A 23,300-nucleotide genomic window follows, 5' to 3' on the forward strand; every position below is an offset into this window, starting at 1 on the left:
GAACTGCCGAAGCAGTCCTTTTATCATCTAAGCTTTCTCCAGTCTCTAGTCATATTTTTGTTAATAATTGTAGAAACTTTGTTTGCGACATCTTGGATGTCTAAATCATTACTCATATTTGCTACATTAATGTTCACTTCGTTGTTGATAGTATAATCATTATTTGTGGCAGTAGGAGTAACCGGGTTAAACATATTGGTAAAGTTATTCATTGCAGCAATAGAAGGCTTGAGCAGACGAGTAAATTCCTCGGTCATTACTGATTCGCCAACTTTTGCACCAATGAATCCCTGATCCCCATTACTAATAATAGCTTTACCTAAAAGAGTACTCATATCAGCAGGTATTAGTTTATTTATTATTCCACCAGTAGCAAAACCATATGATTTATACTTTTGAAGTATCTGATTTTTTAAAGCAGAACCCCATGAATCATATTTTTTAACACCTGGAGTACTAATTCCAAGAATATCTGCAAGCTGTTGCATTTCTTTTGGTCCGACTTTTTTACCTTTGGAATTGAAGTAACCTACTAACTGACTAACACCAGATGGAATATCAGTTGCTCCATCTGGACGATTAGGTAGAGAGCTTGTCCAATCCTTCAGATATGCCTTTTTGAATCCTTCAACTGCGACATCAGACTGGTAGCTATGATTAGCCCCATTTTGATATGCATATTGCATGGCGGCTCTTAAGTTATCTCCAGAAGTAACATCAATCCCTGCATTAGCTGCATAGGATTTAATTGCTTCGTAATGAGCGTTTGGCATTACATGAACGGTACAAGTGGCTTTAGCAAGACCACCACCGCCAATAGCAGTAATGATACATTTTCTTGTTTTAGACTCATCACGCGCCATTAAACCGTTCTTATTAAGACCTGAAGACACACCACGAACTGTACCATCAGAAGAAACTTTCGCAATAGATTCATCAGAACTTTTCCACTCAATATCAGAGTGTTCCGGTTTGCTTGGTGACCATGTTGCTTTAAGCTGCTGTTTAATATGGTCATAAGTTAAATAAATATCAGTAGCGTTTAGTTTTAAACTGTATTTCTTGTTATTAACTGTACCTGGAGTTTCATTTCCAGCACCAGTGGAGTCTTTATTGCTATTAAATGTATTGTGAATACCATTCTCAGCACCGGTATATGTATTATTACCAGTTGTAGAGCCACCTTGTCCATTGCTTGTTCCATATGGAAGAGTAACTTTCATATTAGAAATGGTTTCTAATGCTTTTATCTGTTGAATCAAACTTGTATTGAAATCAGCAGACTTACCTATCATAGTATCAAATGTACTAGACACCTTAACACCATACTGATCCATCACAGTATGTAAATGTTTATATGTGTTATCATAATTAGTGGTTACATTGGTAAGCATTCCACTAATAATAGCTTCCTGAAACGAAGAATTCTTCTTTACTGCATCAAGTGTATTATCAAGAGCTTTATTCGCTTCATTAGAGAAATTCTCATAGCCGGTATTTTTCATATCGACTTCGTGTTGATGCATGGTATCTGCCATATCATCTTCGGCATCTGCAAGTTCCGCACGTAATTTCTCAAGACGAGCTTTGGCGGCAGCATTACTGGTTCCTTCAAGGGCAGCTATCTGGGATTTAAGAGTATTAATATCTTTAGACTTCTTTTTTAAAGTTTTGTCATAATCGTAATATTTCTCTTTAGCAGAAAGAGCGTTTTTACGCTTATCAATATTTTCCTGAAGTAAATCATTCTCTTTCTTAATTTGAGTCTCATACATATCAAGCATATTCTGTTTCAGTTCAGAAAGAGCAGTAGATTCTTGTTGAATACCATCAAGAAGTTGTTTGCTTTTCTCATTGTATTCGTCTAAGCTGTAACAACCATTTTTATATTGTTCTTCAAGCTTATTAAGACCTTCCCTATAGTTAGCAATCTTCTGTTTTGTCGCATCTATAGATTCTTGAGTTAATAAAATGTTAGTTAATCCATTTGTAGTAAATGAACCATCATCATTGTAAAAACTTTCAGCGTCACCGAGAAGTTTTTGCATAGTCTGATATTCAGTGATAACATTTGATAGTTTATCTTGTGCATCATCAAATGGTTTCCAACGAAGCTCCATGATTTCATTTTTCAGATTTTCTATATCACTGCCGATTTTTAAAATTTGTTCGTCAATCTGTGCTATAGAATCAAGATACTTCTGAGCTTCTTCATTGTTCATAGAAGAAAAATGAATATCATAGTATTCGGCTTTTTCTGCACGAAGCTTTTGAAGTGCATTAATCTGTCTCGCATTAGATTTAATGCGCTCCTGATAAATCTTTTCGTTAATCTGATACTCAGGATTATCATTTGCTTTTGCGTAATCAATTACTGCATCCTGCTTGGAACCTGCACGATCCCAGCGGTCAACAGCCCATTGTTTTATCTGTTCACGATTATCTTGTAAAGCCTGAACTAATTCAGCAGCTTCATTTTCTAACTTAACAGCCTCTGTCTGGAGACTATAAAGCTGTTTCTTCATCTTTTGGTATTCTGGATCGACAGTTTTATGTCCATTTACCTTAAGATATTCTTTCATCCTACCTTTATATTCTTTTATTTCTTTATCAGTAAGACGTTTCTGTTCATTGGTATAATAGAGTTCCTTTTTCATGTATTTTTCATATATAGAACCAGGTTTCTGATTATACCCTTGTGAGACTCTCAATTCCTGTTTAGCGTTGTAATAGTCAGCTTTGTTCTCACGTTTACCTATAACGGTGTCATAAGCTTCAATAACACGCTCAACCTTTGCTTTAGCTAAATCTTTCTGTGACTTAGTGAGTTCACGAATCGCTTTGTCACAATCCAAGATTTTTTCATACCATTCCTGATATGCGTCAACACGTTTCTTATCATCTTCGGATAAACTTTCAATATTGATTGTACCATTCTGGACTTTCTTTTTCAGTTCATCAGATAAACCAACAGCAGAAGCAACTTCATTTGCTTTAGCTACGTATTTTGCTCTGGAATCTTTTTGTGTCTGTAATTGTTTATTTAGATTTTTAAGTGCTTTATCATAATTCTTCTCAGAAGACTTATAATTACTATAATCGCTTTCAGCGATATCTTGATACTTTTCAACGATTCTCTCTAAACGGTCAAGAGCAGTTTCTATCCAGTCTTTAGCTTGAGTACTTACTTTTTTAATTGTATCATCTAATTCTGATGTGCCGTCTGCATAGGCAGGAGCAAGGGTTACACCAGAAGCAGTGCCTTGTGCATATGCTCTAGCATGACCATGTGTAGCACCATGTTTTAATAAATCCTCTGTTTGAGTAGCTGAAAAGATGATGTCACCTTTTTTCAAATTCTCAATATGAGCACCACCAGGAATAAGTGACCATACACCATCACGCACTATGGATTCAGAATGACCATTGATACCTACTTCGTTAACAATGGCCTGTTCATCATGTTTAAGTGCTACATCACCTTTTGCATGAGCAGAAGAGAGAGGCTTCATATTGAGAACGTTATAAGCTGTTCCAGAAGCGTGGGCAACTGAAGTCATTGTACCCGAAGCAGTTGCTATGGCACCACCAGATGGAGCACCTATAATATGGGCATAATAATTAACTGTGCCAGAAATAGTAGGAGCTGAGGTAGGAAAATCTCCTTCATAATGAGCAACTCCGTATGCATCATCAGCCACATGTGGGAAAATGCCTTCATAATTTGCTATTCCTTCAGCATCTGGGACAGTAGGCGCTTCATCTACATGAGCTGTAGCTTTAACGGTTGTATCTGGTACAGTGGGAGCTTCTGTTACATTAGCTTTTGCATTTAAACTTACTTGTACTCCTTCTCCACCAGTAACACCAGTGATATTGGCCTTAGCGTTGACTTCAACAGCATCTCCAGAATAAGGCTCGATTTCAAGTTTACCTTTGACAGGAACTTCAGTATCAGCAGTAGCGGCAGAATCAACATCTACCCCTTTAATAGAAGCGTGTACTTCTACATTTGCTCCTTTAGAATTTGCTGTACTTTGAGCTTGCATAAGCTCATCAAATTCTTCTTTATTGTTTACTTCACAATCAACAACTAATTTAGCTCCATTGGTAGGGGCAGATTCAATTAATTCGGTGGCCTTCTCAACATCCTCTTCACCATTAACTTCCATATCAATAGTAGCTGTAGTATCAGATGGCATAGATTCAATTGTAGATTTTGCTTGTTCAAAACTACCTTCATTAGAAACATCACAGTTTAAAGTTACAGTGGATCCAGAAACGTTTTGTAAGTTTTCAATATCTGATTCTGCTTCACTGGTATCTGCTTCAACATCAACTTTTGCCGTTATGTCGTCATTTGATATTTTAAGCAATTGGTCTTCTGCAGTTTGTATATTATCAGTATCTACTAATTTAACTTTAGAATCAGTCTGAGCTTGCTGTAAAGTTTCAAAAGCTGCATTAGCATCTTGAGTAGCTTGATCCAGAGTGTTATCCATGCCTTTTTGGTATAATTGGGTCTGGACATCCATTTCATTCTTAGCTTGCATAAAGTCTTGAGCAGCTTTTACAATACTAGAACTAGAATCGGCTTGAGATATATCAGAGGAGTTATATTCTACATCTTGCTCATGCGAAATAGCTCCTGTATACACAGTCTGGAGTTCTTCACCACCAGTAATCTCTGGATGGTATTTACCATCACGATCTCTATACTTATCTACTTCTGTTCCTAAATCAGTTACTTGCTGATGAATAGAATCTAAATCAGTTGAATCAAAATCAAATTTATAAGTTTTTCCTGTGAGATCAGTTAATTCATTTTGAGCTTCTTTCGCTTCGGTAACTACAGAATCCAGATTTTTTGTTGCATCAGTAGTATCTGTATTAACCTTTAAGATACCTAAACCTTCAAGAGCAGTAAGAATCTGGTCTTTAGACAACTGAGTCTTATCTGCTAACTGTTGTATGGCATCTTCAGCCTGTTCCATACCCTCAACATTATAAGCACCATCATTTAATTTGATGCCCTCTAATTGTGTACGGTTATATTTAGAAAGGGTTTCAAATGACTTTTCAGTAGCGGCATCGTTTTCTTTATGGGCAGCAGTAAGAGCTTCCAATGAATGTGTATATTCAGCAGCCCTATCAGGATCATCACCGAATCCCATCTGTTCAGCAGTCTGTGGTTTCTCCCAAGACCCCTTAGTAGTTTCTTTAGAGGAATCACTACTTTTCTCAGAATCTTTTAATTTACCAGCTTCTTTTAAAGCCTCAATAACAGAACGAGCTTGGTCTTTAGTTAAACCGAGTTTTTCACATAAAGATTCAACAGCTTTTTCTGCATCACCTAATTCAGTGTCCCATTTACCATCATTGAAATCTATACCTTCTAACTGTTCAGAAGTATATTTTCCAAGAGTGTCTACTAAAGAAGTAACATCTGTGTTCTGTTCTTCATATGCTTTATTGATACCATCAAGAGCAGTAGTAACAGAAGCAGAATCTGTTATAATGCCATCCATTAATGAAGATACATCTGTTCCTAATAATTCTTTAACAGTAGTACCGTAAGTGGCAGCTAATTCTTCCTGTTTAGCTATTAATTGATTAATTGCAGAAGTTCTTTGAGCTTCTGTCAGATTCTCATTCTTTTTAACATTTTCTATTGCATTCTGATATGATTGTACACCCATTGCTGCCGAATTAAAATTATCAACAGCAGTCTGTGCAGCATCTTCAGAGTAGTCACCCATATTATCATAGGTTTCTTTTAAATCCTGTTTATATTTATTAACTTTGTCCTCAGAAGCAGTAATAGCAGTAGTATTGGTGCTATCTGTATTCTTTAATTCTTCAAGTCGTTTTTGTTCGTCTGAAAGAACAGAAGTAAGTTCCTGAACCCTATCTATACCTTCTTCTGTAGATGATATAAAGTTATTATCAATGCCATAATCACGAAGACGACCGAAGTTAGCACTCATGAATTCTTTGCTGATTCCCATTGATCGAGCGGCTTTACTCATATCATCTATGTCAAATGACCATCTTTTACTTGCATCATCATAAGATGCCATACCCTTAGATTTAAGATCAGCTAAGAAATTATTAACACCTGTCTTATCTTCTGTGAGATATCTTACAGCTTTACCATAGTTCTCTGCAAAGTTTGCTCTATCATCTGAACCTGTAGGAGAAATAAGAGCGGCAAATGATTTAAAATCATCTGTACCTACAAGACCTTTATCATATGCATCTTTAGCATTCTTTAGTCCGGCGACAATGTTATTATATTTATCTCCGGCATTCTCCGTACTCTGGGCACGTTGCCACTGAGAATAATAGGAAAGAAGTTCCTGTTGCTGTTTCTTAGTTGCTTGCCATTCAGACTGAGATTGCATATAAGATAAATATTCGTTTCTAGCATCTTTTAATTTATCTTTTTCAGAATCATAGGCAGCTTTTTTATCATCTTCGTCTTCAGTTCCTTTAGCTTCTTTCCATGCTTTTTTTGCTTTATTTGTTACATCTGTTTGATCCTTAATAGCTTTGGTCTGTAACTTAATACCCTTTTCGAAATCTCCATCAGTGGCTTCAGCCTGATATTCCGTAAAGGTTTTCAAAGCATCTATGTTTAGTTTGATACCATCAGAAGTAGTGGTGAATAAATCATTAACATTTTGCTCAATGCCACGAGGATCTTTCACATCTTTGAAAGCAGTAGAAAGGATCTTAACATTGTCTTTAGAAATTCCACCTGCAGAAGTAGTCTCTGTAAGAATAGTTCCCATAGAAGAAAGAGTAGACTTAGCAGTTGATACTTTCGTTTCCATTGAATCTAAAGAAACGGCTGCTTGATCACTCATATTTTTAGCTGCTTGTTTAGCCTTTTCGAATGCCGTATAAAATTCATCAATTGAACTTAAATCTTTATTATCAGTGATAACCTGTACAGCTATTTCAAGTTCATCTTGTGTAGCATTTTTTAGATCTTCTCTTACTTTTTCGGCATCGCCTTTAGTTTTGCTAGCCTTTGCTCCTTTCAGAGCATCTCTAACCCTATTAAGACTATCTTGATTCTCCCAAACAGTATAAGCTTTATCATTGTCATCATATTCAGTATGAGCAAAACCAAAAGCTTCGGCTAAAGTACCTTTAGTCCAGAAATCGCTTTGAGAAATGTCTGCTATAGACTCAAGGACATCATCTCTTCTTGCAGCAAATTCTCTTACAGTTTCCTGGTCTTTAGGTTCCATTTCAAACAGTTGAGACCAAAGCTTCTGTTGATCTGGAGTAGCAGTAGCCATAGGGTTGACTACATTGTTACGGAGCCATGTGTCCATGTCTTTGCCGGACTGCTTAAAATTATCTAGTAGTCTTGTGCCGTCTGAAGAACCAAGCATACTATTCAACTGTGATTGAAACTCTGATGCCTTATCTTGATCTTCCCAGCTATCGAAAGAATCAATAGTACTTGCCATTGATTTGATAGAAGAAACCATTTCTCTTTTAGAGGCATCTATAGATTCTTGAGTATTAATTAAATTGGTATGAGCTTCTTGAAGTTCGCTATTGTCTGAGTTTAATACACTAGCAGCTTCATTATTAAGGAAATCTAATTGTTTGCCATCAAATTCAAGAGTTATCTTTTGACCATCTGCTGATTGTTTATAACCTTTTATTGCTTTTCCAAATGTGTTACCAAGCGCATCATATGCCGTTTGATCCAACGTATAGGTGATGGTATCTTCTCCTTTTGTATGCTTTTTAAGCATGTCGGAAAATTTTTGTACAGAATCAACTTTATATTTAGCTGCATCATATGCATTTTTGTATTCGTCTTGTTTGCTCTTATTCTCTCCTAAAGCAGTCTCATACCCTTTATACTGATCACTAATATTTTTCTTTGTATCATAATAAGTAAGATTCCTCTGTAGCTTTAAATAATCATTGACCTGAGTGTTTAAATCCTCAGCATTAGTTCCTGCATTAAGAATAGCATTACCCTGAGAATCCCATGAACGTGTGAGACTAGGAGCGGCAGCAGCAATTTGATTGCTTGTATCTAAGAAATCCTTATATTCATCATCTGTAAGACTAATATTTTTAATAGAATTACCGGATATTTTTACACCTTTGGACAATTCTGTGTATTTGGAAGTAAGTTCTCCAAGAGAAGCTTTCTGATCCTCATAGGCTTTAGTTTGGGATTGAATGGATTCTTTTGCTTCTTGGCCTTTAGCAATTAAGTTCTCATTTTTATGAACGAAAGCGTCAATGCCTTTACCAAGCAATGAGAAAGCTCCTTGTACAAGCATTCCAACACCAGCAGAAATAAAAGCATTGCCAATCATTGAGAGACCAGCAGATGCCATACTTTTTAGACCATCGGACCATTTCCCTTGTTTCTGTTGATCAGGTTTCTCCACCTCATTTTCTCTTTTAAAATCAGTGAGAGTCTTAGCATTAGTAGCTATTTGCTTGCCATAATCTTTGGCTCTTTGACTAGCATTCTTCGTTGCTTCATTCGCTTTAGCCATACGTTGCTCGTTGTCTGTAATGGCCTGACCATTGTTATCAAGTTGCTTGTTAAGGTCTTTAAGAACTTTTAAATCATCTGAATATGCTTGATAATTTTTATTGGCTTCTGCATAGCCTTTTGCTATAGCAGCATTACGTTGAACTCTTCGTGATTGTGGTAAAATTCCTCCATCTTCATTCTTGGCGAAAACCAAACTGTGTGATATAATATAGCAAATCTTAATTACTATATATAATAGAAAGAAGGAACAATATGGAAGAATTATTATTTTGCAATAAATGTGGAAAGACCAGTACATCTTCTTCTTATAAAATAGGGGATAGATGTTATACCTGTGAAATTGGAACTTATATAGGTACTGGCATTGATTGGTCTACAGCATATATGGAGTTATCAAAAGAATATGAGAAAACTCATGACGGTCATTGTCCTAGTTCCTTAGAATCTGATGAAATGCTCCGAGAGAAATATTTCTATAAAAAATTAGACAATGAAGTAGATTACTCTGCCGTTAAAAAAAGAAAATACTGGGAATCCCCTGAAGGAGTAGAAGAGCAAAACAGGATAACAGACAGATGGTATGCCAAACAGAATGCTCAGAAATTCTCTACTGGGCCTAAGTGTCCAATCTGCGGCAGTACAAACCTTAAGAAAATCACTGGAACAAGAAAAGCAATGAAGATAGGTCTGTTTGGTCTTTTTGGAGCTGGTGATCTTGGTAAGACTTATCAGTGCTGTAAGTGTGGAGCTAGGTTTTAATGAACATACCTGTAAATGCTAAAAGACAATTAGATAAAAGAGATATATATTGTATCTACCGGAGACCCAAAAAAGATAAAGATATATGCACTTTACCTGATAGGCATTATTGTCAAATGTGTACGGCTAGACCACAGACAACATGTCGCTTAAAGGTTTCTCAGTATCGAAATGAACTAAATGCTCGCAATAACAAAAAAGAATATCTTTTTGGTGTAGAAGTAGAACATGTTAGTAAAATTGATAAGAAGCTGAAACCAGCACAACATTCATTAAGCTCATTTACGGAAAGTTCTTCAAAAAATGCCAGTACAAGAACGTACAACTTGAATCATAATACTGTAGGCTCATATATTGATTATGGACCCAAATGGGATATTAAAAATTGGGCTGATTTTAAATATAAAGAAACCGTATATGTATTTAAGGGATTTTTGTATTGTGCAAAACATCATTCTGATTCATTGAGTCATGGACAAGTTATTATAAGAAATTTAAAAGGTACTAAAGAAAAGCATAGAGTAAATTTAATTTATTGTGCTAAGTGTAAAAAGTATTATATTGATGAAAGCCATTATAAAGATTTTATAAGACAGAAAGTATTGCTTGATTTTAGGATTAGGGCAAGCCATTCTCGTGGATATGGCTTTGGCGGATTCAAATCTGAATCTGAGTTACATCTTTATGGATATAATGCACAAAGCTCTACACCTAAGTCGGTACGACAACAAGTTTTGTATGATGTTGTTTCCAATAGGTTAATGCGTGTAGAGGTTGTTATTTCACACTTACAAGGACTCATTTCAATAAATGAATCAAGAAATGATAGAGCTACTGTTATCAAGCGCTACCGAGAAGATATGGATTTTTTATATGAGAAATTTCCAGGAGTAAGTATGGAATATAGAACCTTATAACAAGAGCTTTAAATGTAATACGTGCGGATATACATAATGATAGTTTATGAGCAATTTAATCATAATCTGCCGGAAGTGCGGTTACACATGGTGGCTAAGAAGATAATTATGACAAATAAAATACTCTATCATCAATAATATCACATAATTTTTGTGTTTCAATTTCATTTTTTAATAGGAAACATTTTCTTTTATCAAATATAAAGTAAAAGATTGTTTTAACATACAAGACAAAATATTTAAATTTTCTTGTAATAAATCTTTTATTCATATAAAGAGATGTTTTTATGAAACGAATTTTGCATTTGGAGGAAATATTTTTCATGGATGAATTCTTTCGTAAAATATTAAATGATTTTGTAGATGAGTATAATCAACAGAATATATAAAATTTAATGAACTCACGTTCTGGATATACAAAGTTGTCGAATATTGTTATTATACTACTAGGTATATTATGGTTATAGGTGCTGCATTATAACTCGCTGCACGATAATATACTTGATCATTTCTTTTGATCATGCAGAAGTGTTGGCATACATTCTGTATTGTTGATGCGGACGAAGAATCTGCCCGTTCTGGGCAATACACTTCCCCAATAAAGAAATTTATAAGGGAAGGGGGTGAAAAGAAGAATATGAATACTGGAATAATAATATCTCTTGGTAGTCTTTTACTTGTTGTAATATTAGCTGGTCTATATTATAACTCGAAAAATCATACCGTTGATCAAATTTGCAACCATCCAGAATTATCTGATGAGAAAGTCAAATTTATCACCGGAATGATGAAAAGACAATACAAGAATAAAAAAGTTGACTAATCGCTAATAATGTTCTACTTTATCATTTAATTACTTCGTCATATGTATTTCTCTTTTTAAAATTTTTAATAGAAGGAGAACTGTCACAGCAGTTCTCCTTTCTGTGCACCAACACTTTGCATAATACTATAGGAAAGTTAACAATCTCGACTGCATTGAATACAACCGAAAAAGATTATTCGTATAAGTCATATCCTGGGAGTTGATTAGCAATTTCTTTTGGGTAATTACTGATAAATTTTGTTCTGCCAATATCACTGATTTCTATAAGTAAATCTGTAATTTCGTTTGAGCTTAGATTTTGAATATATTCAGGAACTAATCTATCAAAAATGTTTTTATCCATTAAATACACCTACTTTCAAAACTATATTATGGAGGTTTAAAGATTATGGAAATATTAGAATGTCCTCTTTACAAAGAGTGTAAAGAAGAGGAATGTCCGTACTTTGAAAATGAAGATTGTACGTATTATACTAAGAAAGAGCAGGAGACTGAATAGTCTTTTGCTCTTTTGATGAATTTTGTAAGTATGTTTTATAAGTATCACAAGTAATACCTCTTATAACAGGAGAATCAATTATCTGACTTTTCTCTTTGCTAATAAACATTAGCTCCAATTTACTCCCCATGATGTTACCTCCTCGAAAGTTATTTCTGGGAATATTTTCTGAACAACAGAAAAAGTAGTTAGTTTGACTTTTGTTTCATTTGTTTCTTGAAAATAGTAATGCACTAATTCTTCAATAAATGCGAATAGTTGCATGTGTTGATTGTTAGATGTAATTATCCGTTCCATGGAGTATACTAAAAAAGACATACATCTTCCATAAGTGGTTGCTTCATTTTCGGTGACAGAAAAACTGCCATCTTTTGTAAATATTAGACTTACAGGAAATAATTTAGTAGGATCAATATTTTTTTCATATAAATATTTGCTTAAGGATTCTAATCCTTTAGTAAACAAATTGGCCAGTTCCTCTGGCATTTCATAAGTTGCATTCATAAATAAGCATCCGTCAAAATATGGCGGAGCAATTGGTGCATAAGTTCTGATAGAATTATTTATTATCATAGTTTTACCCTCCTATGTGAAATATAGCATAGAAGAATAATAAAGTAAAGATTTGTGCTTACATCACCTTTGCACATAAGGTAAGATTGCTTACGAGAGTAAGATGTATTTACCCTTTAATTTATTCGGCGTAAGCTGCCTAACAGTCCTGACTATTCCTTCTTGATCCGGAGACCAAGTTCCCATTATAGTCGATGAACGTTCTTCTCAGAGAGAAGCTTCGCTGCAGATCACCCATATATATACATTGTTACTATACCTATTACATTACTGTAATTGGGGAGTAGTATATACTTCGGTTCACCCTGAATGCCAAATTAAAAGCATTTCTCTATTCCTTCGAATAAAGACAGTTTCGGTTGTTTGCTTAGTAACCCCTTTCTCATATGAGATCGTTCCGTGTCACCACCAGGTTACATGGGGCGTTTTCTAAAGGACCAACTGATAATTTGTCCCACCCCAGTCCATAGCATGGCTAACAAGCATACCGCCGACTCCGGCTAAGGTTTTATTGAGTCCTAAACCATTTAAAAGTCCTACAGCGCCGTTGCCAACATCAAGCAATCCTTTAAAAGTATTAGTAGTACCTTCTGATTGCCATAATTGTGACCAAGATTCTTTGATCTTAGTTGTTTTTGCTTCAATAGAATCAAGGTATGTATTAAGCTCATTCTGAGCTGAATTTTGATAATTATTTGCGGAATCATTATAAACATCTGTAAGCAATTCAGGATGCTGCAATATGGATGCAAGAATATTACTTCTATTTTTTCCTGCCATCATTTCAAGCAGAGCAGCCTGTCTATTCTGACCATCTGCCAAATCTTGCTTACCAATATCATCCCAAACCTGAGAGATATCTTTTAAAATATCATAAGTATCTCTATAGTTTCCATTCATATCAAGAATAGAAACTCCAGCCTTACCGTTAACGGCAGTAAGAGATTTAATATTTGAATTAAGTTTAGAAGTGGTCTCTACAAGACCTTCTGTATCTTCACCCATAGAAGATAATTCTTCAGCAGAAGTGCCTCTAAGTCGTAATGCAATTGTTCTAAGACCAGCACCTACCTTCGATGGATCCTGCACTACACTATTTGCTGCCGTAACAAGAGCAACTGACTTGTCAAAGTCGTTCCCCGCTGCTACCAATGCTGAACCTGAATCCTGTAAAGCAGTGGCAATTCCGTCTGTAGAAATTGCATAGTTGTTACCAATAAGATTCATTTTATCAACGAGATCCATAGAATCATCAACTTTTACATCGTATGCTTTCATCATGGAAATCATAGCGGTTGTTGCATCATCTATAGATCCGAATTCTGATACATTTTTTAAAATACCTGTATTTTTAGCTAAAGTCTGAGATTCATTTAAGCTATATCCAAGACGAGAAAAATCAGCAGCACTACTAGTAATCTGAGTGGTTGTACTACCAATGTCTTTGGCATCAGTTCTAGCCTGAGTAGTAAAGTCTCTATATTCTTGTTTTGTACCATCTGATGTTTTCTTAAGTTCAGTCATCGCTGAATCTAATTCTTTTATTGATTCGACACCGGATCTGACACCTGTTGTTAATGCTTGGAATCCAAAATTACTTACAAGATACTGGCTAAGACTACGGAACTTTTGTCCCATTTCAGAAATATAACTAGATAAAGGTTTTACACTTTGAGTAACTTTAGTAAGAGATTGGTCAATATTACCTGGACCATTTTTATATGCTAATTGATATTTTTCAAATACACCAGACCCTCTATCAATAGTAGCATACATTTTACCTTGTGCTGCATTAAACTCTGTTGTGTATTTGCTTCCTTTTGCCAGATCTGCTGACATTTGTTCCATCTTAAGACGGACCTTATCAGATGCTGGATCTAAATCTGTACCAATATATTCTGAACGGCTATATCTATTTGGAGTACGTGAGAAAAACTGATTAGTATTACCGAGATACCTAGCTTGACGATTGGCTTCAGAGTGGAGAGCAGCAAAACGTACTTGCTCAGTGTCTCTTTCGTCTCCAGTAAGAGTCGCAAGACTATCACGAGATTTTTTTAATTGCTCATATGTATCATTGAAAGATTTTAATCTTTCATCATAACCTTGTCCTAGAGTTTTATCTAATGGTTTACCATTGTTAGGATTATATACTTGAGCCATTTTATTGAATGTCTTCTGTTTCTCACCCAAATTAGTGATAACTTTGTCGTATTCTGAAGCACTCTGAGTCATTGCTTTGTATGCTTCTTGATTCTTAGCCTGTGCTCCTCGAATGTCAGATGCAGAAGTAACCCAATCAGAAGCAGTACCTTGATTTTGTATCTGTCTAGCCAGCTGAGAATTTCTATGTCCTATAGTTCTCTTTGACTGTTTATAAGTACTTTCATCAATAATCCCACTTACATACTGTTCCTGTAGGGTTCCTATTGTCTTCATATTTCTCTTAATTTCAGCTTGAGCTTGTCTAAGAGTAATACCTGCAGATCTTGCAGTATTAGAAGAACTAGTAGTTTCTCCAACAACTATTTTACCGTCTTTAGTTTTTATATTGTCTCCAACAGTAAGCTTAATAGAGCCCATGTTTTTAGCTGTAGATTTTATTTCATTAAGTTTGGCTAAAAGTCCATCAAGTTCTCCCATAATTCCTTGATTTACAGAAAGTTTTACTTCTCCTAGATCAAGCTTACCCTGATACTTTGACAGCTTATTGGCTGTATTAGCCATAGATTTTAAAGCTTTTTCGGGATCGACCATCTGTTCTACAAGATTAGATCCTTTAATAACAGGAGTATTTTTAGCGGCTTTGGCAGTTGCTTTACTTATTGTTTTTACCGCTGTCTGTGCATTTTTAGTTAACTGTTTAGTATTACCTAATTCCACACCTAGTTTAATGTGCTTCTCTTTTAAAGAATTAATTCGTGTCTCTAATGCATTTAGCGCACTGTCTTCAACTTCTACACCAACGTTTATTATATAATCAGCCATTTTCTCACCTCACTTTATAAACCAACAGAATGTAATCCGCTGATAACAAATTTTGTTGCTTGCCCTTTGGCATGCATTTTTCTAGCACGAAAATATTGTTCCCAATAATTTCTGATAGGAGTTATTTTTTTACGAAATCCATGATTACCTGTTTCAAAACCCCAAGAAAAAACTATTTCTGGATCACCTTCCAATGGTTCCCATATGCCATGTCCTCCAGACATATGGCTTGAATCAAATCGTGCTCTAAGCTCTGCACTTCGACTATAAGCAAAGCCTGTAATTGTATGAATATTTTTTAAATCATAAAGTCTATAACCATCCGCCCAAGAAGAATAGTCATTATAATATTTTTCTTCTGACTGTTGTGCATCTCTTTCCATCTTAGGCTTGTAGTCATTAACAAACTGCTGTAAACCAATAGTTATTCCCTGGTCAATCAGCTTTCTTAACTGTGGAATTGTCCCCATCTTTTACATCAGCCAACTTTCGTAAATAATCTAACTGTTCCGGAGTAGCTTCTTTAAAAACATTTTCTAATATTCCAAATAATGCACTTAATCTATTAGACATAGAGTTAGTAAATGAAATACGAGCAGAAAGTGTTTCTTCAAACATAGCGACCATATCTCCATAATCAACACCAATCATTTCAATAATTTTATCTAAAAGACCAGAAGATACTAAGGCATCATAAGCATCAAGGCCTTCTTCGTCTTCGTAGGTGAGATTAGTATAGATAACCACACATGTCAGAGAAAAGTTTAAATGCTTATTCATTGGTTCGTATGTAAGAAGAGAAGTATCATATTCAATAATACTTTCAATAACTGTATCTATAAGTGCTCGTTTAGTAGCAAACGGCACATAATTTTCAACTTCAAGTTTTTCTAAAGCCCCTACTGGGTTCTCTTTATATTCTTTTACAAATTCTAAAATATTAATTTCCATCCTTTTTTCCCTCTTTCTTCCTTGCTCTTTTTAAAGCTTCATTTTCATCCCAATCGATCCAACCAGTAGACTTAGTATGAGTGATCCATACATAGTCCAAATCAGGATAGATATAATACATCAGTTTCCGTTTAATCTTGGCAGAAGGATCAACCATTCCACCTTTAGTGTCGTAGACACGTTCGCTTCCATCTGAGTATTTGACCCAAAAGTCAGCAACATAATCTATTGCACGTATAGTCTTTCCATTATGCCTGAAAGACGGTTGCAATTTATATTTTTTTTGTAATTCATAATCTACAATTTCACCAGAGTCCAATCCAGCGCATACGATGTCTTCATAAAATCTTTTCTCTAATAGAGAATCGAAACATACTTCTTTTTCTGTTTTTCTATCTATAACAGTACGATTCTGTTTACCTTTAGTAGTTTGATCGACACCATATTTAGATCTTTTTTTATAGTTCCTCACGTTATCACTCCAAAGTATGATTTTGATATTCTTTGTAATACGGATAACTTTCTTTCTTATCAAACACCATTACAATCACATCAGGACTATAATAAACATCTAAAGGCTTTAGCCCATGCTTTAAATAAAGTTTCATTTGCTGTGGGTCTATAATTCTCACTGCCTGAACCGGATCATAAGGAACTCCTTTTAAGTTAGGTATTACAATCTCCATTTAATTCCTCCGAAAAAAATAAGGGGAAACTGCAAAAATAGTGCGGCTTTCCCCTCAATAAAATATTTAATTTTCCGTCACTATTTTTTTAGTTTTTGCTTTAGGCTGTTCTTCTTTCATAATTTCATTTACTTTATCCTGAATAGGTTTAGTAAATCTTGTTTTATGAGTAACAGCATCAGCCAATTCTTTTTTTGCATCCTCTTTGGTCACATCACCAGTATTGTATTTAGCAATAATGTTATATACTTTTCTACATTCTTCTGTATGAAAAGCTACCATCCAAACAGGTTTATCTGCATCTTTAGTGCACTTAGGACAATACTCATAAGTAGTGCCACAAGTTACACAAATTCTTGGTTTTGATTTCATTGAGTATTCCTCCTTTGCCTTATTAGAAATGCCCCGGATTCGTCCGGGGCATAACAATTCAAGGATTATTCCTCTACATCATCCTCTGTCATTACAATGTAATACAGTGGAGAACCTGTCTGACAATAATCTCTCTGAGCTACACCAGAGAATGTAATTGTACTATCTGTTTCAAGTGTCAGATCGCAATCTGGTGATACCTGGAAACTTGGGAATACGATATAAGCTGCACGAACTACATCTACAGAACATGTGTCTGCAACGAGAACTTTCATTGTAATAGAAGAAGTAGTCGGGAACTTATCAGACTCATTAGTAACCTTAACACCGTTTTCTGTTTCATACTCGTATTTAGCAATAAGAGTACCTGTTACTCCAGTTGGAAGAGTGATTTTTCCACTGTCCTCAGCATATACAAATTCAGTTGCAGATGGAGCAGCAGTAGTAGAAGCAGTATAAGCTTTTCCTAATGTGCCGTTTGCTTCCAGAGCATAAAGCTTTGTAAGTGGAGCTTTCGGTTTCAGCTTTTCAGGAATTGTATATTCCTTAATGCCAGTTGTATCAATATGTAAGATTTTTGGTGCAAGAATCTTAGATTCTTTTGAAGCAATAATCTTATCTGTGCCAAATGTCTGAGACAGCATAGAGAATGAAAGTAAGTTACAATCAGCAGATACTTCTACAGATTTGGATGTATAGAATCTCTTAATCAGTACACCAAGAGCATCTGTTTTATCTTTACTTTCAGAAGTTGTATTAATAGAAACATTAGATAAATTGTTTAACAGATAGAGTAAATCTCCATCGCTATTTTCACCAACAATTTCTAAGACTCTATCAATAACCAGAGAATCAAAATTTGCCATAATATTTTCCTCCTTGATTTATTATTCGGTTTTAGTGACTCGTACATTGCTCGAAGAGGAGTACTCATTAGATAAGTCACGCAACCAATTTAATTGTTTAAGTAGATTTGGATTCTTAGACATATCAACCATTCCGCTGTACATTCCTGCAGAGATGGAGGCAGCAGTATTAATGGCCTGAATCCTTTGAACAGAATCTAAAAATGCATAGATTCCAAGACTTTTAAGACTGTTAATGTCATATTTAAAACCAGGACTATTTACCATAGATGAAATTAAAGGCAATAAAAAAGAACCCGGAGAGGGTTCTTGAGAAGTTTCTTTTACTCTTTGAATTTTTTTTCTTCTATCTTCATCTACTAATAGCTGTAAGGTTTCTTTGTTTGCAGCTCGTTCACGCTTAGGATGAATATTGTGCATCTCACGAATGAAAGATATCATTTTTATGTATATATCACGAGTAATTATTAATTCAGTATTTTCATCACAAAGCATTATATTATGGGTTTCCGGATCGACTAAAGGTGTCATATCTTTCAATGAAATAGTATCACCTAAAAGAAGACAGGTATCTTCAACACCTATATCACGAGTAAGAAGTATGAATAAATCAAAATCATCCAACTTACTATAGTTATAACCAAGATCCCACAATTCAGACTTATAATCAGAAGGTGTAGAACATATTTTATAAACTACATTAAAATAATGATTTTCTCCATATTTAGCTATATCAAGAATAGAAGGTTGATAAATAGTAATCTGATCATTAATTTTAAGATTCTCACCTAAATAAATGAGAAGTTTATCCATAATAATCACGACCTAACTTATCTAAGCGATTACTCTTAAGCCTATTTTGAATATCATTCGGAGCAGTCTGTTCAAAATACATATTCCTATAGTAATAACCATTTTCAGCCACTTTGCCAGAATCATATGTTTTTATTAACTGCGTACCTAATATGTTTGACCATTGAAATCTTTCTTTAACTAAAGCTGCTAGTAAATCCTGTCGATCAATACCCCAAATAGTACTGACATCATCCTGGTGAGCTATAGTTCTAAAAATAATTTGTTTAGAAACCATAATATTATTTGAGTATACAATTTCAGTGTCATTTACTTCAAAACAAATAAAGTTTTTGACTTTACTTTGTGCATCTGGAATCTTTAAAAAAGAATAAATATTTACATTATAATAATCTTCCGGACACGCATTAACTGCTTGAAGTTCTTTATTATTTAAGATTTCAATAATATCTGAATCTTTGTATAAATCCTCTAAGATTTTTCTCTTATCATAAGAAATACTGTCAAATCCCTGTTCATTTCTACAAGAAAATAATCTATCAATACGCTCTTGATTCATCGCATCACCTCCAATTCAATAGAAGATGGTTGCTTATTTGGAAGAGTAGCAATAATCTTTATTACTTTTCCTAAATTATTATAATTTAACAAAGCTTTGATACTTAACGTATTCTTACCTTCAGAGATTTCAAAGTCATTAGATAATTCTTCTACAGATAATTTGTTTCCATTGAACTCATAAGACCAAATGACAGATTTATCTTTAATATCACTCGCAACTGAAATAGTTCTTTTAGAGCCTCCAACACGTAAAGCTCTATTAGTACCTGAACATGATAAAACAATGTCCTCTATTTCTGGCTCTTGAGGAATAACCGGAGAGTCATAATAGTCACATATTTTTAATTCAACATTATCTGTAACTTTATTGAAATGATCCTGTTTAAGCGTTACTTTAGTTACTCCGCATGGGAACGTATCTTCTAGTTTTGACACTTCAAAAACTAAAGGCCTAATCATAGAATCACTCAACATGAAACGATCATTATAATCAATTGTTTGCGTAGTTGGAGTAGTAGGGACAATAAACTGTGACTGATTATCTACTGATGTAAAGAAACCATCGCTCCATACGCCACTGTTGTAGTTGTTGCGGTTTCTTAATACACCAAAACAACTATAAATTTGTTTATTCTTTATCCATTTAAACATCCAATTACATTTAAGAATGTTATATCTTATGAAAGAGTTTTTATCATTCTTCCCTAAAATAAGCCATAGCTCATGAACACCTGTGTTCTTATCCGGTATTTCAAGATAAAAACCAAAACGTTCAATACTATCTTGGTCCATATATTTCTTTTCAGGGAAATAGCCAGGTCTGAATTGAGCCAGATACTCAACCTGGTCCTTATTGATTGTATAGGTTTGAGAATACTGATATTTGATTTCAACATCTTCTAAGTATTCCATAGTCCTAGAATATAGCTTACATTGTCTGTGACCTAAGTCATTGGTGAAAGTTTTCTGCATGATTTCGTCTGACTGAGTACGAATACTGTCTGATACAGTATTACCGCATAAAGCCATTCTTTTTTTGAAAATATCACTCATGGTTATCACCTATTTTATCTATGATAGAATGAGCATCAAAAATTATTTTTCTATATTTTTGATGGTTGAAATTAGGATTATTAAATTCAAGTTTGGCGCATTCTATTGTATTAGCCAAATCAATTATATAAGGTGATGGGATTAATTCAGCTAATGCTGCAATATATAATTGCAAGTTATTAAAATAATTGTTAAGTTTTGGATAAGAGTTTTCTTGATAGATTAAAAGCCAATGAATTTTATTATGTAGTAATTCTATATAATCAGAGAACTGATTGTCATTAAAAGTTCCATATTTATACTTCATTCTGATCACCATCCAGATAAGAATTACTTCTGGAAGAGTGATTCCTAAAATATTTTCTGGCTTCCTTTTTATATTTCTTTTGAATGCTCATAATATAATTGGCATGTTCTTTTTGGCTGGTCCATTTTTCATCTTTTGAACCATAAAACATATTAGTATGCTCTAAAGAATTCAAACGAATATCATACCAAGCAACGACCATATATAAAGCAACGACTTCTATTTCACCATTAGTAAGGGTGTCCTCGAATTCGAACAGAACATCATTTTTTTTCGTTAAATCATGTTCTATTTTTAACTGGTCTAATTCAATCATTGCAATAGCACTATTTAGCCATTCTAAGCACAATTCAGTCCAGTCATCAGACGCTAATTTTAATACTTTTATATCTTCAACTTTATTTTCAAATCGTTTAAATACTGTTTCATAAGAGGTCATAGAACACCTCCTAAATCATTTTTTCTAACTCTGTACCACAAATTTCATCTACAGCACGTACTTTCTGAATAGAATCAAATGTACCATTATCCAGTCTAGTTGCTACCTCAATTTTAATTGCTGTTTTAAGCCCCTTAGGAACTTCAGCAAGTGCTTTCTTAAACTGAGCTGGTGAGAGAGCAAGAAACTGATTAATATCAGAAGCATCATAAAGATTATCATAAAGATCTTTTACATCTTTCCATCTAGGATCCTCTAATAATTCATCATTCTCAATCTGGAAACATGGATCATAAATATATGGTGATCGGCTAGATTTAAGAGAGTACAAATCTCTATATTCTACTTCACGAACATCTCCATATCCATCCCAACGGTATAGAATATCACTTTGTTTACCAGGCATAAATAATGTTCCCTGCACTAAAGAACGACATTCAATAAGTTCGTTCTGTTCAAACTTTTTAGTAGTTTTAACAGGAGCTGTTTCCTTTGTAGTATTTTCAGTAGTAGCAACAGTTTTTGTTGCAGCTCTTCTTGTTGCCATGTTATTACTCCTTTTTAATCAGTTAAAGAGGTGGTAACTCCACCTCTTTAAATAGTTTTTTATTTAAGTGTCCAAACTCCGAAACGCTTTCCAATAATTGTGGCCACACCCATTTTAATCTGATATTCATACTCATTAGTTTTATCCATATTTGTATTTCCATCAGATACTTCTTTAATCTGAGCGTCGCCTTCATTGTAGATCTTGATAAATTTGTTATCAGCTACTGGCATAATCAGAAGTTTAGTATTATCTACTAACTTTTTACTTGTGTCATTGTTAGCAAATCTCTGTGGAATTTCAACAAGACGAATACCTTCAAACATACCTAAACGGCCTGTAGTGTGTCTTTCATCTTTCATTGCATTAGATACCCAAGTAATATCTTCCATAGCAGAAAGTTTTGCAAGAGCAGATTTGGTACCCATAACAACTACTTCATCACCTGTAGCCATCTGTACATCTTCGATTAGAGTCATAAACTCATCTTTTGTTGTTGATGAAAGTGTACCTGTCTTATTAAACTGTGTAGACGGGAGAACCTTCTCACCTGCTGCCATTACAGCTGCGTATACCATATCGTTGATTTTCTTATCAAAGGCTTCATAGATTTTCTGTACAAATCCAGCCCAGTCAACACGACCTGCCATAAACAGCTCATATTCTGTGTAAATTTTAATTCCATACCATGAAGTTCTTACAGAGAATGTCTGTCCTTCTGCCAGACGCTGTCTAATACTTAATGTTTAACTTATATTATTTTCCAATATTTAAAAATTCCCATGTATAACCGCCACAAGTTTTTCTCTGCTTGCGACAGACTTTTAATATTGCAGAACTATCAAGTGATAATTCTTTTGCTGCTTCTGCAGCATCTTTAAATTCTTTATTTAATTCAATACAAAAAACAGGAGTAGTATTTCTTCTGCTTGATGGTTTACCTATTTTTGCGTCAGCTATTTTCTTTTTAGCTTCCTCAGTGTGATGTCTACCATACATACCATTGTTTTTACCTGTTATTTTTTCTTTTATTTTAGGATTTTTCCACTGATTTATTGCATCAGAACTTCGGATTGATTTTAGATTTGAATTTAAGTAAGACTTTTTTACAGATTCGCTCATCTTACGGCGAGACTCTGTAGAATAAGAATTATGATCTTGACCACCTGATTTTAAATTGTATCCTTTATCTCTATTAAGAGTATCATAGTAGTCTATATAATAAATCTCTTTTTCGTTTAATTTATCAATAGGACAGTATTCTAAAACATAGAATTTGAAATTTTCGATACCGTATTTATTCCATGCTTTTTGTAAATAATCATTATGATGTAATCCACTGTTTAATTCACTGATATGTTTTTTCCATCTTTCATAGATATTTACAGATTGTCCAATATATTTTTTATTAGTTGATAAATTTTCAATGCAATAAATACCAGATACCAATGTATCTTTTTGCATTCGTTCATCTCATTTCAATTGTATTTTGGAAAATAATTTTATAGGGGCGTTAACCCTGTTGAGCCATAGCTCCTCATATTTTCATATGAGAACAGACTATATCTTTTCCCGGATATGCCGAGCGCACCATTTCC

20 protein-coding genes are annotated in these 23,300 nt (G+C 34.3%); 2 read left to right on the forward strand and 18 right to left on the reverse strand.

The features are described from left to right. Positions 1 to 23 precede the first annotated feature (23 nt). Complete coding sequence (locus tag ACESZG_RS10345) at positions 24 to 8,738, reverse strand: Ig-like domain-containing protein (protein ID WP_373218127.1); 8,715 nt, start codon at positions 8,736 to 8,738, stop codon at positions 24 to 26. Positions 8,739 to 8,797: 59 nt separating this feature from the next. On the opposite strand from ACESZG_RS10345, the gene ACESZG_RS10350 reads away from it, so the two are divergent. Beyond that, on the forward strand, positions 8,798 to 9,304 hold the full coding sequence (locus ACESZG_RS10350) for a hypothetical protein (protein ID WP_373218129.1): 507 nt from the start codon (positions 8,798 to 8,800) through the stop codon (positions 9,302 to 9,304). Then, a complete protein-coding gene (locus tag ACESZG_RS10355; protein ID WP_118592914.1) occupies positions 9,304 to 10,221 on the forward strand; it encodes a hypothetical protein in 918 nt (305 codons plus the stop codon). Before ACESZG_RS10350 ends, ACESZG_RS10355 begins: the two co-directional genes overlap by 1 nt. Before the next feature lie 998 nt (positions 10,222 to 11,219). Here ACESZG_RS10355 and ACESZG_RS10360 read toward each other — a convergent pair. From ACESZG_RS10360 to ACESZG_RS10440, 17 genes are all read right to left on the reverse strand, one after another. Then, positions 11,220 to 11,390, reverse strand: coding sequence for a hypothetical protein (locus ACESZG_RS10360; protein WP_182465158.1), 171 nt, complete (start codon positions 11,388 to 11,390; stop codon positions 11,220 to 11,222). 264 nt (positions 11,391 to 11,654) lie between these two features. Beyond that, positions 11,655 to 12,119 carry a hypothetical protein gene (locus ACESZG_RS10365; protein WP_368256301.1) on the reverse strand — a complete coding sequence of 155 codons (465 nt, stop codon included), beginning with the start codon at positions 12,117 to 12,119 and terminating at the stop codon, positions 11,655 to 11,657. A 429-nt stretch (positions 12,120 to 12,548) separates the two neighbouring features. Next, positions 12,549 to 15,107 (reverse strand): phage tail tape measure protein, encoded by a 2,559-nt coding sequence (locus ACESZG_RS10370; protein ID WP_373218131.1) that lies wholly within the window; start codon positions 15,105 to 15,107, stop codon positions 12,549 to 12,551. Between the two features lie 14 nt (positions 15,108 to 15,121). After that, entirely contained in the window at positions 15,122 to 15,577 is a 456-nt protein-coding gene (locus tag ACESZG_RS10375) for a hypothetical protein (RefSeq protein ID WP_373218133.1), read from the reverse strand. Next, the gene (locus tag ACESZG_RS10380; RefSeq protein WP_055053255.1) at positions 15,543 to 16,058 is read right to left on the reverse strand and encodes a hypothetical protein; all 516 of its coding nucleotides are present in this window, start codon (positions 16,056 to 16,058) and stop codon (positions 15,543 to 15,545) included. Before ACESZG_RS10380 ends, ACESZG_RS10375 begins: the two co-directional genes overlap by 35 nt. Beyond that, positions 16,048 to 16,530 carry a DUF1064 domain-containing protein gene (locus ACESZG_RS10385; protein ID WP_055053254.1) on the reverse strand — a complete coding sequence of 161 codons (483 nt, stop codon included), beginning with the start codon at positions 16,528 to 16,530 and terminating at the stop codon, positions 16,048 to 16,050. Before ACESZG_RS10385 ends, ACESZG_RS10380 begins: the two co-directional genes overlap by 11 nt. Before the next feature lie 4 nt (positions 16,531 to 16,534). After that, positions 16,535 to 16,744, reverse strand: coding sequence for a hypothetical protein (locus tag ACESZG_RS10390; RefSeq protein WP_055053253.1), 210 nt, complete (start codon positions 16,742 to 16,744; stop codon positions 16,535 to 16,537). A gap of 66 nt (positions 16,745 to 16,810) precedes the next feature. Beyond that, on the reverse strand, positions 16,811 to 17,116 hold the full coding sequence (locus tag ACESZG_RS10395) for a hypothetical protein (protein ID WP_055053252.1): 306 nt from the start codon (positions 17,114 to 17,116) through the stop codon (positions 16,811 to 16,813). A 65-nt stretch (positions 17,117 to 17,181) separates the two neighbouring features. Beyond that, a complete protein-coding gene (locus ACESZG_RS10400; protein ID WP_055053251.1) occupies positions 17,182 to 17,982 on the reverse strand; it encodes a hypothetical protein in 801 nt (266 codons plus the stop codon). A gap of 21 nt (positions 17,983 to 18,003) precedes the next feature. Continuing rightward, the gene (locus ACESZG_RS10405) at positions 18,004 to 18,795 is read right to left on the reverse strand and encodes a hypothetical protein (protein ID WP_373218137.1); all 792 of its coding nucleotides are present in this window, start codon (positions 18,793 to 18,795) and stop codon (positions 18,004 to 18,006) included. Next, positions 18,788 to 19,354, reverse strand: a complete 567-nt coding sequence (locus tag ACESZG_RS10410) for a hypothetical protein (protein WP_055053249.1) — start codon at positions 19,352 to 19,354, stop codon at positions 18,788 to 18,790. Before ACESZG_RS10410 ends, ACESZG_RS10405 begins: the two co-directional genes overlap by 8 nt. Further along, positions 19,351 to 20,409, reverse strand: coding sequence for a hypothetical protein (locus ACESZG_RS10415; RefSeq protein WP_373218139.1), 1,059 nt, complete (start codon positions 20,407 to 20,409; stop codon positions 19,351 to 19,353). The genes ACESZG_RS10410 and ACESZG_RS10415 overlap by 4 nt, the downstream gene beginning before the upstream one ends. After that, positions 20,402 to 20,716 carry a hypothetical protein gene (locus ACESZG_RS10420; protein WP_055053247.1) on the reverse strand — a complete coding sequence of 105 codons (315 nt, stop codon included), beginning with the start codon at positions 20,714 to 20,716 and terminating at the stop codon, positions 20,402 to 20,404. Before ACESZG_RS10420 ends, ACESZG_RS10415 begins: the two co-directional genes overlap by 8 nt. Then, positions 20,706 to 21,155, reverse strand: a complete 450-nt coding sequence (locus ACESZG_RS10425) for a hypothetical protein (protein WP_055053246.1) — start codon at positions 21,153 to 21,155, stop codon at positions 20,706 to 20,708. Before ACESZG_RS10425 ends, ACESZG_RS10420 begins: the two co-directional genes overlap by 11 nt. 10 nt (positions 21,156 to 21,165) lie before the next feature. Beyond that, positions 21,166 to 21,702: a hypothetical protein gene (locus ACESZG_RS10430; protein ID WP_055053245.1), complete on the reverse strand. Its 537-nt coding sequence runs from the start codon at positions 21,700 to 21,702 to the stop codon at positions 21,166 to 21,168. A gap of 59 nt (positions 21,703 to 21,761) precedes the next feature. Further along, a complete protein-coding gene (locus tag ACESZG_RS10435) occupies positions 21,762 to 22,352 on the reverse strand; it encodes a hypothetical protein (RefSeq protein WP_373218142.1) in 591 nt (196 codons plus the stop codon). 106 nt (positions 22,353 to 22,458) lie between these two features. Further along, the gene (locus ACESZG_RS10440) at positions 22,459 to 23,166 is read right to left on the reverse strand and encodes a GIY-YIG nuclease family protein (protein WP_373218144.1); all 708 of its coding nucleotides are present in this window, start codon (positions 23,164 to 23,166) and stop codon (positions 22,459 to 22,461) included. Positions 23,167 to 23,300 lie beyond the last annotated feature (134 nt).

It is taken from the genome of Blautia sp. Marseille-P2398 (assembly GCF_964240315.1).
Classification (GTDB): Bacteria; Bacillota; Clostridia; order Lachnospirales; family Lachnospiraceae; genus Blautia_A; species Blautia_A wexlerae.